The 15,004-nt window shown below is 58.9% G+C and carries 17 protein-coding genes; 11 read left to right on the forward strand and 6 right to left on the reverse strand.

Going from position 1 to position 15,004, the window contains the following annotated elements:
- Window positions 1-150: 150 nt before the first annotated feature.
- From F3J36_RS14285 to F3J36_RS14295, 3 genes are all read right to left on the reverse strand, one after another.
- Complete coding sequence (locus F3J36_RS14285) at window positions 151-1,386, reverse strand: histidine-type phosphatase (protein WP_166719910.1); 1,236 nt, start codon at window positions 1,384-1,386, stop codon at window positions 151-153.
- Window positions 1,383-2,192 (reverse strand): inositol monophosphatase, encoded by an 810-nt coding sequence (locus F3J36_RS14290; protein WP_021507151.1) that lies wholly within the window; start codon window positions 2,190-2,192, stop codon window positions 1,383-1,385. Before F3J36_RS14290 ends, F3J36_RS14285 begins: the two co-directional genes overlap by 4 nt.
- A 162-nt stretch (window positions 2,193-2,354) precedes the next feature.
- Window positions 2,355-2,936 carry an ACP phosphodiesterase gene (locus F3J36_RS14295; RefSeq protein WP_166719911.1) on the reverse strand — a complete coding sequence of 194 codons (582 nt, stop codon included), beginning with the start codon at window positions 2,934-2,936 and terminating at the stop codon, window positions 2,355-2,357.
- Window positions 2,937-3,040: 104 nt separating this feature from the next.
- On the opposite strand from F3J36_RS14295, the gene queA reads away from it, so the two are divergent.
- Genes queA through secF form a run of 5 tightly spaced genes read left to right on the forward strand, consistent with a single transcriptional unit; the run spans window position 3,041 to window position 8,485 of the window.
- On the forward strand, window positions 3,041-4,111 hold the full coding sequence (queA, locus tag F3J36_RS14300; protein WP_166719912.1) for a tRNA preQ1(34) S-adenosylmethionine ribosyltransferase-isomerase QueA: 1,071 nt from the start codon (window positions 3,041-3,043) through the stop codon (window positions 4,109-4,111).
- 39 nt (window positions 4,112-4,150) lie between these two features.
- The gene (tgt, locus tag F3J36_RS14305) at window positions 4,151-5,275 is read left to right on the forward strand and encodes a tRNA guanosine(34) transglycosylase Tgt (RefSeq protein WP_021507154.1); all 1,125 of its coding nucleotides are present in this window, start codon (window positions 4,151-4,153) and stop codon (window positions 5,273-5,275) included.
- Between the two features lie 25 nt (window positions 5,276-5,300).
- Window positions 5,301-5,633 carry a preprotein translocase subunit YajC gene (gene yajC / locus F3J36_RS14310; RefSeq protein WP_021507155.1) on the forward strand — a complete coding sequence of 111 codons (333 nt, stop codon included), beginning with the start codon at window positions 5,301-5,303 and terminating at the stop codon, window positions 5,631-5,633.
- Between the two features lie 25 nt (window positions 5,634-5,658).
- Window positions 5,659-7,506 (forward strand): protein translocase subunit SecD, encoded by a 1,848-nt coding sequence (secD, locus tag F3J36_RS14315; RefSeq protein ID WP_071813591.1) that lies wholly within the window; start codon window positions 5,659-5,661, stop codon window positions 7,504-7,506.
- A 10-nt stretch (window positions 7,507-7,516) separates the two neighbouring features.
- Window positions 7,517-8,485 carry a protein translocase subunit SecF gene (gene secF / locus F3J36_RS14320; protein WP_058769379.1) on the forward strand — a complete coding sequence of 323 codons (969 nt, stop codon included), beginning with the start codon at window positions 7,517-7,519 and terminating at the stop codon, window positions 8,483-8,485.
- A 64-nt stretch (window positions 8,486-8,549) separates the two neighbouring features.
- On the opposite strand, the gene F3J36_RS14325 is transcribed toward secF, so the two are convergent.
- On the reverse strand, window positions 8,550-9,122 hold the full coding sequence (locus tag F3J36_RS14325; RefSeq protein WP_031279646.1) for a DUF3251 domain-containing protein: 573 nt from the start codon (window positions 9,120-9,122) through the stop codon (window positions 8,550-8,552).
- A 15-nt stretch (window positions 9,123-9,137) separates the two neighbouring features.
- Window positions 9,138-9,575, reverse strand: a complete 438-nt coding sequence (lysM, locus tag F3J36_RS14330; RefSeq protein ID WP_166719913.1) for a peptidoglycan-binding protein LysM — start codon at window positions 9,573-9,575, stop codon at window positions 9,138-9,140.
- Window positions 9,576-9,746: 171 nt separating this feature from the next.
- Between lysM and nrdR the strand changes: the two genes are divergently transcribed.
- The 6 genes from nrdR (at window position 9,747) to pgpA (ending at window position 13,808) form a co-directional block, all read left to right on the forward strand.
- Window positions 9,747-10,196 carry a transcriptional regulator NrdR gene (gene nrdR / locus F3J36_RS14335; RefSeq protein WP_031279647.1) on the forward strand — a complete coding sequence of 150 codons (450 nt, stop codon included), beginning with the start codon at window positions 9,747-9,749 and terminating at the stop codon, window positions 10,194-10,196.
- Between the two features lie 3 nt (window positions 10,197-10,199).
- Complete coding sequence (ribD, locus tag F3J36_RS14340) at window positions 10,200-11,303, forward strand: bifunctional diaminohydroxyphosphoribosylaminopyrimidine deaminase/5-amino-6-(5-phosphoribosylamino)uracil reductase RibD (RefSeq protein WP_166719914.1); 1,104 nt, start codon at window positions 10,200-10,202, stop codon at window positions 11,301-11,303.
- A gap of 93 nt (window positions 11,304-11,396) precedes the next feature.
- Entirely contained in the window at window positions 11,397-11,867 is a 471-nt protein-coding gene (gene ribE, locus F3J36_RS14345; RefSeq protein WP_021507162.1) for a 6,7-dimethyl-8-ribityllumazine synthase, read from the forward strand.
- A gap of 19 nt (window positions 11,868-11,886) precedes the next feature.
- On the forward strand, window positions 11,887-12,306 hold the full coding sequence (gene nusB / locus F3J36_RS14350; RefSeq protein ID WP_031279648.1) for a transcription antitermination factor NusB: 420 nt from the start codon (window positions 11,887-11,889) through the stop codon (window positions 12,304-12,306).
- Window positions 12,307-12,352: 46 nt separating this feature from the next.
- The gene (gene thiL / locus F3J36_RS14355; protein WP_166719915.1) at window positions 12,353-13,330 is read left to right on the forward strand and encodes a thiamine-phosphate kinase; all 978 of its coding nucleotides are present in this window, start codon (window positions 12,353-12,355) and stop codon (window positions 13,328-13,330) included.
- Entirely contained in the window at window positions 13,317-13,808 is a 492-nt protein-coding gene (gene pgpA / locus F3J36_RS14360) for a phosphatidylglycerophosphatase A (protein ID WP_166719916.1), read from the forward strand. The genes thiL and pgpA overlap by 14 nt, the downstream gene beginning before the upstream one ends.
- A 154-nt stretch (window positions 13,809-13,962) precedes the next feature.
- On the opposite strand, the gene F3J36_RS14365 is transcribed toward pgpA, so the two are convergent.
- Window positions 13,963-14,937 (reverse strand): aldo/keto reductase, encoded by a 975-nt coding sequence (locus tag F3J36_RS14365; protein WP_021507166.1) that lies wholly within the window; start codon window positions 14,935-14,937, stop codon window positions 13,963-13,965.
- Window positions 14,938-15,004: the final 67 nt, after the last annotated feature.

Consider the following 15,004-nt stretch of genomic DNA (forward strand, 5'->3'; position numbering starts at 1 on the left):
AGCATATCGCAGTTTTACAGCGCTAACGCTTTTAAGGGAAAAAAAAGAAAAGTCTCAGATAACCGTGCCCATCAGCTTGCAGTTTATTGCTGTAATTTCGCTGCAGGAATAAGCCGGCGTAATCTGTCTGGCTTAACCCGGTGGCTGGCGTCAGGGATAGTCCACGGGGATTACCGCGCGCTGATCAATGGCGGTGCGCCAGTGCTCAAGCGTCGATTGATAAGGGCACAGCGTGCCCACCGCCGTCTGGCGACAGTTTTGCTGATGCCTCTCCTGGCGCAGCAGCGGGTGCTGCCGATCGATCGGCGTTAGCTGGCGCAGCGCATCCAGACTTTGCGCCTGAAAATAGACGCGCAACAGCAGCGTCTGCGTCTGGTTATCGCGCCAGCGCTCAAACACCAGACTGCTGCCGGGCGGAATATTACCGCGCGCGTAACCGGGCAGTTGCCAGCTGAAGCCGATCAGCGTGCGTAACATGGCGATATTGGTGTCGTGTGCCACCAGCAGCAGCCAGCGGGTGGAGGGCGTCGCCGCATCGTCCTGCAGGTTGCGCACCACCGCGTCCAGCAGAATCGACGCACGCTTTTGCGCGATATACGGTACATCATTACTCAGATCGTAATTGGCGGTCAGCAGCGGCAGCAGGGCGCTAATCTGCTGCGCCCGGGTGATGTTGCCCCACGCCAGCTGGCTGAACGGCAGATTTTCGCTCCAGCCGAGCCGTAAGGTTTCGGCCATGCTGGCCAGCACGCTGAGACCCTGCACGTAGGTATGGCCGCTTTTACTCTGCTTCAGCTGCCAGGGGCGATCGAAGAACGGGCAATCTGCCGCGCACACCGCCTGCCTGAGCTGCTGCACGGCGGGCTGTAAACGCTGCTGCAGTGCGGCGAGATCGCCGGCGCGCGCCGCGACCGCTACCCGCTCCGTGGCAGCATCCGTTTGGCCAAACGGCAGTTTTTCGCTCTGAAACAGCGGATCGACCGTCCCCGCGACGTGATGAACTGCCACATCGCAGCCAGGAAAGGCGCCCTGCAGCAGTGCCTGCGCCGTGGCGCGGGTGCGCTGCAGCGGACTGGCGCGCACGTAGATTTGCCCGGCATCGGGACAGCCGGCGCGCAGCAGGCCGAGCTGGCGATAGTGTTCACCCTGCCAGCGACCTTTATTCACGACCGCTGCATAACCGTGTGCGGTGAGTTCGCCGTCGGCGCTGCGCCAGCGCGGCCAGGCGCGCTGGGTGGCGGCTTCGATTTCCGTACGGTTACCTGCGGTGGGTGGACGCACGCCGTGACGGCTGATCTCTACCACTTTTTCCAGCTGGTAGCGCGACTGCGCCTGCGCGGTGAGCGCCAGCAAAGCCAGCAGCGCGCTCAGCAGCAGACGTGTCATAGCGTTGGCTGTGCCGGCAGCAGCGCTTTGAGCTGCGGATAGAGCACCGCGTTGGCCAGCAGCACCGGATTACCCTGTTGCAGGCCATGGTGGCTGAGATAATCGTTGGTGACGCCGCCCGCTTCGCGCATCAGCACAATGCCAGGCAGGCCATCCCACGGATTCATGTGCGCTTCGTAATAGCCAATCAGCCGGCCGGCGGCCGCCCAGGCGCTCATCAGCGCACCGGAACCGTTGCGGATAAACATGCCGCCCTGCGCCAGCAGCTGGCTGATAAAGGTGGTCAGCGGTTCAATCGGCTGGCTGTTCGAGCTGCTGAGGCCCAGCAGCCCCTGGTCGAGCCGCTGCGCGCTGTGTGCCTGAATGCGCTTGTCATTCACCCAGGCACCTTTGCCGCGGCAGGCGTGGAAGGTTTCCTGATGATTAGGATCGCTGACTACGCCAATCACCGGCTGATCGTCACAGACAATCGCCAGCGAGACGCACCAGTTGTGCAGTCCGTTAAGAAAGCTGCTGGTGCCGTCAATCGGATCGATGACCCAGATAAAGCGCGCGCCGCTGACGTCACCGCCGCTCTCTTCACCCAGCACCGCATCGTCAGGAAAACGCTCATGAATCAGGTGTTTTACCAGCAGCTCAACGTTGCGATCCGCCTCGCTGACCACATCCTGCAAATCCTTCTTGTGCTCCACCACCAGCTGATGGCGCTGCTGATACCACGCCAGCGCGCGGCTGGCGGCGGTTTTCGCCACCTCACAGGCATAGTGATAACGGGCATCTAATTCGGTTAGCGTAGCTGATGACATTTTTCCCTCTTATCATTCACTGGCAATCGACGTGGCGAACCACGCCGGATAAAGCGCCATGGCTGTGTGACTGGCTTAACAAAAGTTAAGCAAGGCTTCATTAAGCCGCAGATGGCTGCGGCTGGCAAGGGGAGGCAATGCGGGGCAGCGGCAAATTGTGCTTCACAGCTGCCGGGCGCGCGCGGCGGCCATCAGGCGTGGATAGAACTGGAAAAACAGCGGTTCGAGCCGGGTGTAGTGGTCGACAAAATCCTGATACGAGTCGCGCAGCGCCGCCAGCCGTGGCCGGCGATGCGCCATGCCGCTTAGTACGCGCGCCAGCCGCGCCGGGTCAGCATAGTGTTCAAACCAGCGTTCGCGCCACATTACCGCGTTGAGCTCGATAAAATCGCCCGGCGTGCCGGGGAGCTGCGGCACAATGTCGCGCTCGGCGGCGGCGCTAAAATCAGACAGCGACTGCGCCGGATGCAGCTGATCCCAGTGGCGCGCCAGGAAGTGGTCCCAGATCACGTCGAGGGTGATGGGCGCGACGCGGCGCGTTTCGGCGCGGAACAGCTGACGCGCGCTGCGCACTTCCGGCAGGTTATCGGTCAGCACGTCAATGCGCCGGTGCAGGGCAATACCGGCCACCACCGGCTGCGGCCACTGCGCCTCAACGTTGCCGCGCACGAAGTCGGCCAGCAGATTACCCAGCAGTGAGCTGTCGGCCAGGGTTGCGAGGTGAAGGTGAGCAAGAAAGTTCATGGCGCATTATAGGCAGAATCACACCGGCGCAGCCAGTTGTTCAGAATTGCCCACTTTTCCGCTAAACTATGCCGCCTGTTTTTTGAGTCCTGAAGAAGTGATGCATGCGTGTAGCCGATTTTGCCTTTGAATTACCGGAATCTTTGATCGCCCACTATCCGCAGGCGCAGCGCAGCGGATGTCGTCTGCTGTCGCTGGATGGCCCGAGCGGGGCGCTGAACCATGGCGTGTTTACTGATGTGCTGGATAAGCTCAATCCGGGCGATCTGCTGGTGTTCAATAATACCCGGGTGATTCCGGCGCGCGTCTATGGCCGTAAAGCCAGCGGCGGCAAAATTGAGATGCTGGTTGAGCGCATGCTGGATGACAAACGTGTGCTGGCGCACGTGCGCGCCTCCAAAGCGCCGAAGCCGGGTGCCGAATTACTGCTGGGCGACGACGAAAGCGTCAAAGCCACCATGGTGGCGCGCCACGATGCGCTGTTCGAAATCGAGTTTGCGGACGATCGCGCGGTGCTGGATATCCTGAACAGCGTCGGCCATATGCCGCTGCCGCCTTACATCGATCGTCCGGATGAGGAAGCTGACCGCGAGCTGTACCAGACGGTGTACAGCGCGCGCCCCGGCGCGGTGGCAGCGCCGACCGCCGGTCTGCACTTCGATGAGCCACTACTGGCGGCGCTGAAGGCGAAAGGCGTGGAGATGGCGTTTGTGACGCTGCACGTCGGCGCTGGCACCTTCCAGCCGGTGCGCGTAGAGAACATCAACGATCACATCATGCACTCTGAATATGCCGAAGTGCCGCAGGACGTGGTGGACGCGGTGCTGGCGTGCAAATCGCGCGGTAACAAAGTGGTGGCGGTGGGTACCACCTCGGTGCGATCGCTGGAGAGCGCAGCGCAGGCCTGCCAGGATGGGCTGATCGCGCCGTTTTTCGATGACACGCAGATCTTTATCTATCCGGGCTATCACTACCAGGTGATTGATGCGCTGATCACCAACTTCCACCTGCCGGAATCGACGCTGATTATGCTGGTCTCGGCGTTTGCCGGTTATCAACACACCATGGCGGCTTATCAGAGCGCGGTGGCGGAGCAGTACCGTTTCTTTAGCTACGGGGATGCGATGTACATCACCCGTAATCCACAGGCTCCCGACGAAATCGTTGGTGGCTGAGTAATCAGACTGTTTCTCTGATTATCGAAAGAGGTCAATGTGAAATTTGAATTAGATACCACCGACGGGCGCGCGCGCCGTGGCCGTCTGGTCTTTGATCGCGGCGTCGTGGAAACCCCGGCCTTTATGCCGGTCGGCACCTACGGCACGGTCAAAGGCATGACGCCGGAAGAAGTGAAAGAGACCGGCGCGCAGATCCTGCTGGGCAACACTTTTCACCTGTGGCTACGCCCGGGGCAGGAGATCATGAAACTGCACGGCGACCTGCACGATTTCATGCACTGGCAGGGACCGATCCTGACCGACTCCGGCGGCTTCCAGGTGTTCAGCCTCGGCGATATCCGTAAAATCACCGAAGCCGGCGTGCATTTCCGCAACCCGATCAACGGCGACCCGATTTTCCTCGACCCGGAAAAATCGATGGAGATTCAGTACGATCTCGGTTCCGACATTGTGATGATCTTCGACGAATGTACGCCGTATCCGGCGGACTGGGATTACGCTAAACGGTCAATGGAGATGTCACTGCGCTGGGCGCAGCGCAGCCGCGACCGCTTTGACGCGCTCGGTAACAAAAATGCGCTGTTTGGCATTATTCAGGGCGGGGTTTACGAAGATTTACGTGATGTCTCGGTTAAAGGTCTGGTAGAGATTGGCTTTGATGGGTACGCTGTGGGCGGCCTGGCGGTGGGTGAACCGAAAGAGGACATGCACCGCATCCTGGAACACGTCTGTCCGCAAATTCCGCAAGACAAACCGCGTTATTTGATGGGCGTCGGCAAACCGGAAGATCTGGTGGAAGGCGTTCGCCGCGGTATCGATATGTTTGACTGTGTTATGCCAACGCGTAACGCGCGCAATGGCCATCTGTTCGTCACCGATGGCGTGGTGAAAATCCGCAATGCGAAATACAAAGATGACACCGCGCCGCTGGATGCGGAGTGTGATTGTTACACCTGTCGCAATTACACGCGTGCCTACTTGCATCATCTTGATCGCTGTAACGAAATACTGGGCGCACGTCTGAACACCATCCACAATCTGCGCTATTACCAGCGTCTGATGGCGGGTTTACGCCAGGCCATCGAAGAGGGTAAATTAGAGCACTTTGTTAGCGAGTTCTACCAACGGACGGGCAAAGCGGTTCCACCGTTAAACGTCTGATAATTCTATCAATGAGGGAAATTTAATGAGCTTTTTCATTTCTGACGCCGTGGCCGCAGCTGGCGCTCCGTCTCAGGGAAGTCCGTATTCTCTGGTGATCATGCTGGTGGTTTTTGGTCTGATTTTCTACTTCATGATCCTGCGTCCACAGCAGAAGCGCGCCAAAGATCACAAAAAGCTGATGGATTCCATCTCCAAAGGTGATGAAGTGCTGACCAACGGTGGCCTGGTGGGCCGCGTAACGAAAGTGGCTGAAACCGGCTACATCGCTATCGCCCTGAACGACACCACTGAAGTAGTGATTAAACGTGATTTCGTGGCCGCCGTTCTGCCGAAAGGTACAATGAAGGCGCTGTAATTTATTCTTCCCGAAGGGAACTGCCGTGTTAAACCGTTATCCTTTGTGGAAGTACATCATGCTGGTCGTCGTGATTCTCGTCGGCCTGCTGTATGCGCTTCCTAACCTTTATGGTGAGGATCCGGCCGTTCAGATCACTGGTGCGCGCGGTGGCGCCGCCAGTGAGCAAACGTTGGATCAGATCCAGACCGTATTAAAACAAGACAATATCCAGAGCAAATCCCTCGCGCTGGAAAATGGTGCCATTCTGGCCCGTTTCGCTAACACGGATATTCAGCTGCGCGCGCGTGAAGCCATCACCAATGCGCTGGGCGAAGATTTCGTCGTGGCGCTCAACCTGGCCCCTGCCACACCGCGCTGGCTGACCATGCTGGCCGCTGAACCGATGAAACTCGGCCTCGATCTGCGCGGCGGCGTGCACTTCCTGATGGAAGTCGACATGGATACTGCCCTTGGCAAGCTGCAGGAGCAGAATGCTGATGGCCTGCGCAGCGATCTGCGCGAAAAAAATATCCCTTACACCAACGTTAGCAAAATCGCTAACTACGGCACCGAAATACGCTTCCGCGACGGCGCCAGCCGTGATGCGGCCATCAGCTATCTGACGCCGCGCCATCGCGACCTGGTGATCACCAGCGCTGGCAGCGACACGCTGCGTGCGGTGATGACCGATGCGCGTCTGAGTGAAGCGCGCGAATATGCGGTGCAGCAGAACATCAACATCCTGCGTAACCGTGTGAACCAGCTGGGTGTAGCTGAGCCGCTGGTACAGCGTCAGGGCGCTGACCGCATCGTGGTTGAGCTGCCGGGTATCCAGGATACCGCGCGTGCTAAAGAGATTCTGGGTGCTACCGCAACGCTGGAGTTCCGCCTGGTCAACACCTCGGTGGATCCGAGCGCAGCCGCCAGCGGCCGCGTGCCGGGTGACTCGGAAGTGAAAAAGACGCGTGAAGGTCAGCCGGTGGTGCTGTACAAGCGCGTGATTCTCACCGGTGACCACATCACCGACTCGACGTCCAGCATGGATGAGTACAACCAGCCGCAGGTGAATATCTCGCTTGATGGCGCCGGCGGTAACATCATGTCCAACTTCACCAAGGACAACATCGGCAAGCCGATGGCGACCCTGTTTGTGGAGTACAAGGACAGCGGTAAGAAAGATGCAAACGGTCGTGCGATTCTGGTGAAGCAGGAAGAAGTGATTAACGTGGCGAACATTCAGTCGCGCCTCGGCAACAGCTTCCGAATTACCGGTATCAGCAACCCGAACGAAGCGCGTCAGCTGTCGCTGCTGCTGCGTGCCGGTGCGCTGATTGCGCCAATCCAGATTGTGGAAGAGCGGACCATCGGTCCAACCATGGGCCAGCAGAACATCACGCAGGGTCTCGAAGCCTGTCTGTGGGGTCTGATTGCCTCCATCATCTTTATGGTGGTGTTCTACAAGAAGTTTGGTCTGATTGCGACCAGCGCACTGCTGTGCAACCTGGTGCTGATTGTCGGCATCATGTCACTGTTACCGGGCGCCACGCTCACCATGCCGGGTATTGCCGGTATCGTGCTGACGCTGGCGGTGGCGGTGGATGCTAACGTGTTGATTAACGAACGTATTAAAGAAGAACTGCGTAACGGACGCTCGGTACAGCAGGCGATTCATGAAGGCTATAAAGGCGCCTTCTCCAGTATCGTCGACGCCAACGTCACCACGCTGATTAAAGTTATCATTCTTTATGCGGTCGGTACCGGCTCGATCAAAGGGTTTGCGATTACCACGGCTATCGGTATCGCGACTTCCATGTTCACCGCTATCGTCGGCACCCGTGCCATCGTTAACCTGGTGTACGGCGGCAAACGCATCAATAAGCTGTCTATCTGAGGAGTGCGTTGTGGCACAGGAATATAGTATTGAACAGCTGAACCATGGGCGTAAAGTCGTCGACTTTATGCGCTGGGACACGCTGGCCTTTATCATCTCCGGCCTGCTGATTGTGGCGTCCATCGCCATTATCGGTGTGCGCGGCTTTAACTGGGGGCTCGATTTCACCGGCGGGACGGTGATTGAGATCAACCTCGAGAAGCCGGCGGATCTGGATGCGCTGCGTGACGGGCTGGTGAAGGCAGGCTTTGAGGAGCCGCTGGTACAGAACTTTGGCAGCAGCCGTGATGTGATGGTGCGTATGCCACCGACCACCGGCAATGCAGGCCAGGAGCTGGGCAACAAAGTGGTCGCCTCGATCAACCAGACGACGCAGCAGAACGCGACCGTGAAGCGAATTGAGTTCGTGGGCCCGAGCGTGGGCAGCGATCTGGCGCAGGCCGGGGCGATGGCGCTGCTGTCGGCGCTGATTGCGATTCTGATCTACATCGGCTTTCGCTTTGAGTGGCGTCTGGCGCTGGGCACCGTGCTGGCGCTGGCGCACGACGTGATCATCACCTGCGGCATTCTGTCGCTGTTCCACATTGAGATCGATCTGACGATTGTGGCGTCGCTGATGTCGGTGATTGGTTACTCGCTCAACGATAAGATTGTGGTTTCCGACCGTATTCGTGAGAACTTCCGCAAAATCCGTCGCGGTTCTTCTTACGACATCACTAACGTGTCGCTGACCCAGACGCTGAGCCGTACGTTGATCACCTCGATCACCACACTGGCGATGATCCTGATCCTGTTCATCTTTGGTGGCGCGCTGCTGAAAGGCTTCTCGCTGACCATGCTGATCGGTGTCACCATCGGTACCATTTCGTCGATCTACGTGTCGTCCGCGCTGGCGCTGAAGCTGGGCATGAAGCGTGAACACATGCTGGTGCAGAAAGTAGAGAAAGAGGGCGCCGATCAGCCTTCGATTCTGCCGTAATTGTGCCGGAGAAATGAAACGGGCTGCCTGAGTGCAGCCCGTTTTTTTATGCCTGACGCCAGAGTTACTGGCCTGCAACGACCGTGCTGGCATCCGTCACCGCCTGCACATCATGCACGCGCACGTAGCCGAGCTGACCCGGTGCCAGCCCGCTGAGTCGCAGCGGTACGCTGACCGAACTGCGCGGCATCAGACTGGCGGGCACGGTAATGGTCTGGCTCAGGCTGTCGGCGTTCAGCGGCTTGCCGCTGGCGGGATCCATTTCGCCCCATACCACGCGGGCGCTGAGCGCCGGCACCGGCTTATCATCGGTTGAACGGATATTCAGGTTAGCGCGGCTGCCGCTGGCTTCCCCCTCAACGTGCGACAGCGACAGGCGCAGTTTACCCAGCTGCGTCTGCAGCTCTACCGGCGTATTCGCCTGCGGGAGTAACCATGCGCCCTGCGTCGACTGGCTGTTGAGCTGCCCCTGAATCTCCAGCGCGCTGGCCTGACTGGTCAGTTTGCGCATCTGCTGGTTGAGCTGGCTCACTTCCTGATGCAGCGCTTTGACCTGAGGTGAAGCGGGGGTGGAGCTGCAACCACTGAGCACCAGCGCAGCAAGCGCTGCCGGCACCCAAATCATCCTGAACGTCATGCAATGTCCTTCCGGTTATTTAGGGATACGTAAAACCTGGCCGGGATAGATCTTATCAGGATGCGTCAGCATTGGCTTGTTCGCTTCATAGATCTTGTTGTATTCGTTCGGCGTGCCGTACACCTGCTTCGAGATAGCGCTCAGGGTATCGCCTTTTTTCACCGTGTAGAATTCGGCCTGCGCGGCGCTGTCACTGGTGGTGACGTTATCTTCCACTTTGGTGATGCCGGCCACGTTACCCGCCGCCACCAGAATCTTCTCTTTCAACTCCTGCGAGATACCGTCACCGCTGACCTTCACGGTATCGCCCTGGACATCGACTTTCACTTTATCGCTGTCGGGCAGGCCGAGTTGATTAATGTGCTCCTGCAGCTTTTTGCTCTGGTCATCGCCGCCTGACACCGCATCCCACAGTTTTTCACCCGCTTCTTTGACGAAATTGAATAAACCCATACATCCTCCTGTCATTAAGCCGGATTGGCTCTCTAAGCTTAGTAACTTTTCACGGTTTGCTGTAACCGTCAGGCGTCGCTGTGAGCCAGGTGGCGATTCTGCGCCCTGTATTTTGTTGCAACCGGGAACGCGCTACACTATCTGCCCCCAATTCTCGCGACAGGAAACGTCATGCATTGCCCATTCTGCTCCGCTGTGGACACCAAAGTGATTGATTCACGTCTGGTTAGTGAAGGCTCCTCAGTGCGCCGCCGCCGCCAGTGCCTGGTGTGCCATGAGCGTTTTACCACCTTTGAAGTGGCCGAGCTGGTAATGCCGCGCGTGGTGAAAAGCAACGACGTGCGCGAACCCTTTAACGAAGATAAGCTGGCCAGCGGCATGATGAAGGCGCTGGAGAAGCGTCCGGTGAGCGCGGATGCCGTCGACAATGCGGTCAATCACATCAAAACCCAGCTGCGCGCCACCGGCGAACGTGAAATTCCCAGCAAGCTGATTGGTAACCTGGTGATGGAAGAGCTGAAGAAGCTGGATAAAGTTGCTTATATTCGCTTCGCATCGGTGTACCGCAGTTTTGAAGATATTCGTGATTTTGGCGAAGAGATCGCCCGCTTACAGGATTAATCCATGACCGATGCGCACTACATGGCGCGCGCGCTGGAACTGGCGCGGCGCGGACAATATACCACCACCCCAAATCCTAACGTCGGCTGCGTTATCGTGCGCGACGGCGAGAGCGTGGGCGAAGGCTGGCATCAGCGCGCCGGTGAACCGCACGCGGAAGTGCACGCGCTGCGCATGGCGGGTGACCACGCACGCGGTGCGACCGCGTATGTCACGCTGGAACCCTGCAGCCATCACGGTCGGACGCCGCCGTGCTGCGATGCGCTGATTGCCGCCGGCGTCAGCCGGGTGGTCGCGGCGATGCAGGATCCTAATCCGCAGGTGGCCGGGCGCGGCTTGTATCGTTTACAGCAGGCGGGCATCGACGTGAGTCACGGCCTGATGATGAACGAAGCGGAAGCGCTTAATCGTGGTTTTCTCAAACGCATGCGTACCGGTTTTCCGTGGATTCAGCTCAAACTGGGTGCCTCGCTCGATGGCCGTACCGCCATGGCCAGCGGCGAAAGCCAGTGGATCACTTCCGCAGCGGCAAGGCGCGATGTGCAACGTTTACGTGCCCGCAGTTCAGCTATCCTTACCACCAGCGCCACCGTGCTGGCGGACAATCCGTCGCTGACGGTGCGCTGGGATGAACTGAGCGAGACCGTGCGCCAGCAGCTGGATGAGAGCCAGCTGCGTCAGCCGGTGCGGGTGGTGATCGACAGCCAGCAGCGCGTGACGCCACAGCATCGTTTGATCGCCCAGCCCGGCGAAACCTGGTTGATGCGCACGGAGGCTGATGCACAAAGCTGGCCGCCGGGCGTGAGTCAGATTGAGGTGCCGCCGCGCGGTGAGCAGCTCGATCTGGTGGCGATGATGATGCTGCTCGGTCAGCGTCAGATCAACAGCGTGTGGGTCGAGGCCGGTGCCGGTCTGGCCGGTGCGCTGCTGCAGGCCGGACTGGTGGATGAACTGATCGTTTATCTGGCGCCGAAACTGCTGGGTAATGCCGCGCGCGGCCTGTGTGCGCTGCCGGGACTGGAAACGCTGGCCGATGCGCCAGCGCTGAATTTTAGCGACGTGCGTCAGGTCGGCGACGATTTACGGCTGACCCTGACACCGCGCTGAGCATGCACGGAAAAGCCTGAGCGCGTTGCCGAAGAGTATGATAGAATCCGCCCCCTTCTGCGGGGCCATAAAACAAACACCCAAAGGATATGTATGAAAGTTATCGAAGCTGCTGTTGCCACGCCTGATGCCAATATTGCCATCGTAATCGCGCGTTTTAACAATTTCATCAATGACAGCCTGCTGGACGGTGCGGTTGACGCGCTGAAGCGTATCGGCCAGGTCAAAGCGGAAAACATCACCGTGGTCTGGGTACCGGGCGCTTACGAGCTGCCGCTGGCGGCACGCGCCCTGGCGAAAACCGGCAAGCACGACGCGATCGTTGCACTGGGCACGGTGATCCGTGGCGGTACCGCACACTTCGAATACGTGGCGGGTGAAGCCAGCTCCGGCATCGCTCACGTAGCGATGAACAGCGAAATTCCGGTGACCTTCGGCGTCCTGACCACCGAAAACATCGAGCAGGCGATTGAACGCGCCGGCACCAAAGCGGGTAACAAAGGCGCCGAAGCGGCCCTGACCGCACTTGAAATGATTAACGTATTGAAAGCCATCAAAGCCTGATTTTTGTAAGGGGAATTTTGTGAAACCTGCTGCTCGTCGTCGCGCCCGTGAGTGCGCTGTCCAGGCGCTTTACTCCTGGCAGTTGTCTAACAACGACATTGCCGATGTGGAATACCAGTTTCTGGCGGAACAAGACGTCAAAGACGTCGATATTAGCTATTTCCGCGAACTGCTGGCCGGTGTGGCGACCAACAGCGCGTTCCTGGACGGCCTGATGAAGCCTTACCTGTCGCGCCAGCTGGAAGAGCTGGGCCAGGTAGAAAAAGCCATCCTGCGCATTTCGCTCTATGAACTGAGCAAGCGTGACGATGTGCCGTACAAAGTGGCGATCAACGAAGGTATCGAACTGGCTAAAGTGTTTGGTGCTGAAGACAGCCATAAATTTGTTAACGGCGTGCTGGATAAAGCCGCTCCGCAAATTCGACCGAACAAAAAATAAGTGCAAAAGGCCGGCTCACCGGCCTTTTTTCATTGAGACCTGACTTATGTCCTGTGGTGAATTCGAACTGATCGCACGTTATTTTAACCGCGTCACCAGCTCCCGCCGCGATGTGGAGAAGGGAATTGGTGACGACTGCGCGTTACTTAACGTGCCGGAAAAACAGACGCTGGCCATCAGCACCGATACGCTGGTGGCGGGCGTGCATTTCTTACGTGATATCCATCCGGCCGATCTCGGCTACAAAGCGCTGGCGGTTAACCTGAGCGACCTGGCTGCGATGGGCGCCGATCCGGCATGGTTAACGCTGGCGTTAACCCTGCCCGAAGTGGATGAGTCCTGGCTGGCGGCGTTCAGCGACAGCCTGTTTGAGCTGCTGGATTACTACGATATGCAGCTGATCGGCGGCGATACCACGCGCGGGCCGCTCAGCCTGACGCTGGGCATTCATGGCCTGGTGCCGGCCGGCCGTGCGCTGAAGCGCGCCGGGGCCAAACCGGGTGACTGGATTTTTGTCACCGGCACGCTGGGCGACAGCGCTGCTGGTCTGTCGCTGCTGCAGCACCATCATCGCCTGAACGATCCGGCAGTGCATGAAGTGCTGATCAAGCGTCATCTGCGCCCGATGCCGCGCGTGCTGCAGGGCCAGGCGCTGCGCAATCTGGCGACATCAGCCATCGATCTGTCCGATGGCCTGATCTCCGATCTCGGCCACATTCTCACCGCCAGCCGCGTGGGTGCCCGCATCAATCTGGATGCGCTGCCGCTGTCGGCTGCGTTGCGCGATCACTTCGAGCCGGAACAGGTGCTGCGCTGGGCGCTGAGCGGGGGTGAGGATTATGAGCTGTGCTTTACCGTGCCGGAAGTCAATCGTGGTGCACTGGATGTGGCGCTGGGCCATCTTGGCGTGGCGTATACCTGCATCGGCCAGATCGCGCCGGAAGCAGAAGGGCTGACGCTGCTGGAGAACGGCAAGCCGCGCAGTTTCCATCACAAGGGATTTGATCACTTTGACGCTAAATAAAGATGTGGCCAAAGGCCGTTTGCGCATGGCCAATCCGTGGCACCTGCTGGCGACCGGTTTTGGCAGCGGCCTGAGCCCGATTATGCCCGGCACCGCCGGTTCAATTGCCGCCATTCCCTTCTGGTGGCTGATGACGCTGCTGCCGCTGCAGCTGTATTCGCTGCTGGTGCTGATTGGCATCAGCGTGGGTGTCTACCTGTGTCACCGCACCGCGCGTGATATGGGCGTGCACGACCATGGCAGCATCGTGTGGGATGAGTTCATCGGCATGTGGATTACGCTGATGGCGATACCGGCGATGAGCTGGCAATGGGTGCTGGTCGGCTTTGTGATTTTCCGTATTTTCGACATGTGGAAGCCGTGGCCGATTCGCTGGTTCGACCGTAACGTGCACGGCGGCATGGGCATTATGGTCGATGACATTATCGCCGGGGTCATTTCAGCGGCGATTTTGTATGGGTTGGGGCTGGTGCTTTAATGCGCCAGGTGCGCATGAATGCGCACCCTACAGAAAGCGTTGCCATGAATGCGTTGCCGCAGGCAGGTCGCCAGGAATGCGTAGCCCGCAGGCAGGTCGCCATGCATGCGCTGCCTGTGACATCAGGTCGCCCTGAAGGCGACCTGACTGGACGTTACTCGAATCCCACCACCGGATGCGGTTGGTAGACGCTCTCCAGCTCGGCGATGTCGGTTGAACTCAGCTCCACGTCGACGGCTTTCACCAGTTCGGCAAACTGCTGCTCGCGCGAGGCACCAATAATCGGCGCGGTAACCACCGGCTTATGCAGCAGCCACGCCAGCGCCACCTGCGCGCGCGTTACGCCTTTGTCCGCAGCCACCGTTGCCAGCCGTTGCGCAATGGCCGCGTCATTCTCTTCGGTGCCGGTATAGAGTTTTTCCATTACGTTATCCGACACCGAACGCGCAGTGGTTTCTCCCCACGGACGCGTCAGCTTACCGCGCGCCAGCGGGCTCCACGGCAGCACCGCGATGCCTTCGCGCTGGCACAGCGGATGCATCTCTTTCTCTTCTTCGCGCTGAATCAGGTTGTACTGATCCTGCATACTGACAAAACGCGCCCAGCCATGCTGCTGCTGTAACTGCAGCGCCTGCGCAAACTGGGTGGCATGCATCGAGGAAGCCCCGATGTAACGCGCTTTGCCTGACCGAACTACCTGATCGAGCGCTTCCAGCGTCTCTTCAATCGGCGTGGCGTAATCCCAGCGATGAATCTGCAGCAGATCGACATACTCCATGCCAAGCCGCGTCAGGCTGTCATCAATCGACTGCAGAATATTGGTGCGCGACAGCCCCTGCGACAGGTTGCTCAGCGGAAAATAGACTTTGGTCGCCACCACCACCCGATCGCGCTGCGCATAATCTTTGAGCGCGCGGCCGAGGATCTCCTCACTGCTGCCGTCGGAGTAGCTGTTAGCGGTGTCGAAGAAGTTGATGCCCGCGTCCAGCGCCTGCTTAATCAGCGGTCGGCTGCTCTCTTCCGGCAGCGTCCAGGCGTGGTTACCGCGCAGCGGATCGCCATAGGTCATACAGCCTAAACAGAGACGTGAAACCTGCAGATCGGTCTGGCCTAAACGAACGGTTTTCATGAAGGGCTCCTGCTCTTATGCGTGGGGTTTTACCCTCAAGCATAGCAGCAGGAGCGGGGAAGGGCGG

This window comes from Pantoea sp. Cy-640 (genome assembly GCF_011752635.1).
GTDB lineage: Bacteria > Pseudomonadota > Gammaproteobacteria > Enterobacterales > Enterobacteriaceae > Pantoea > Pantoea dispersa.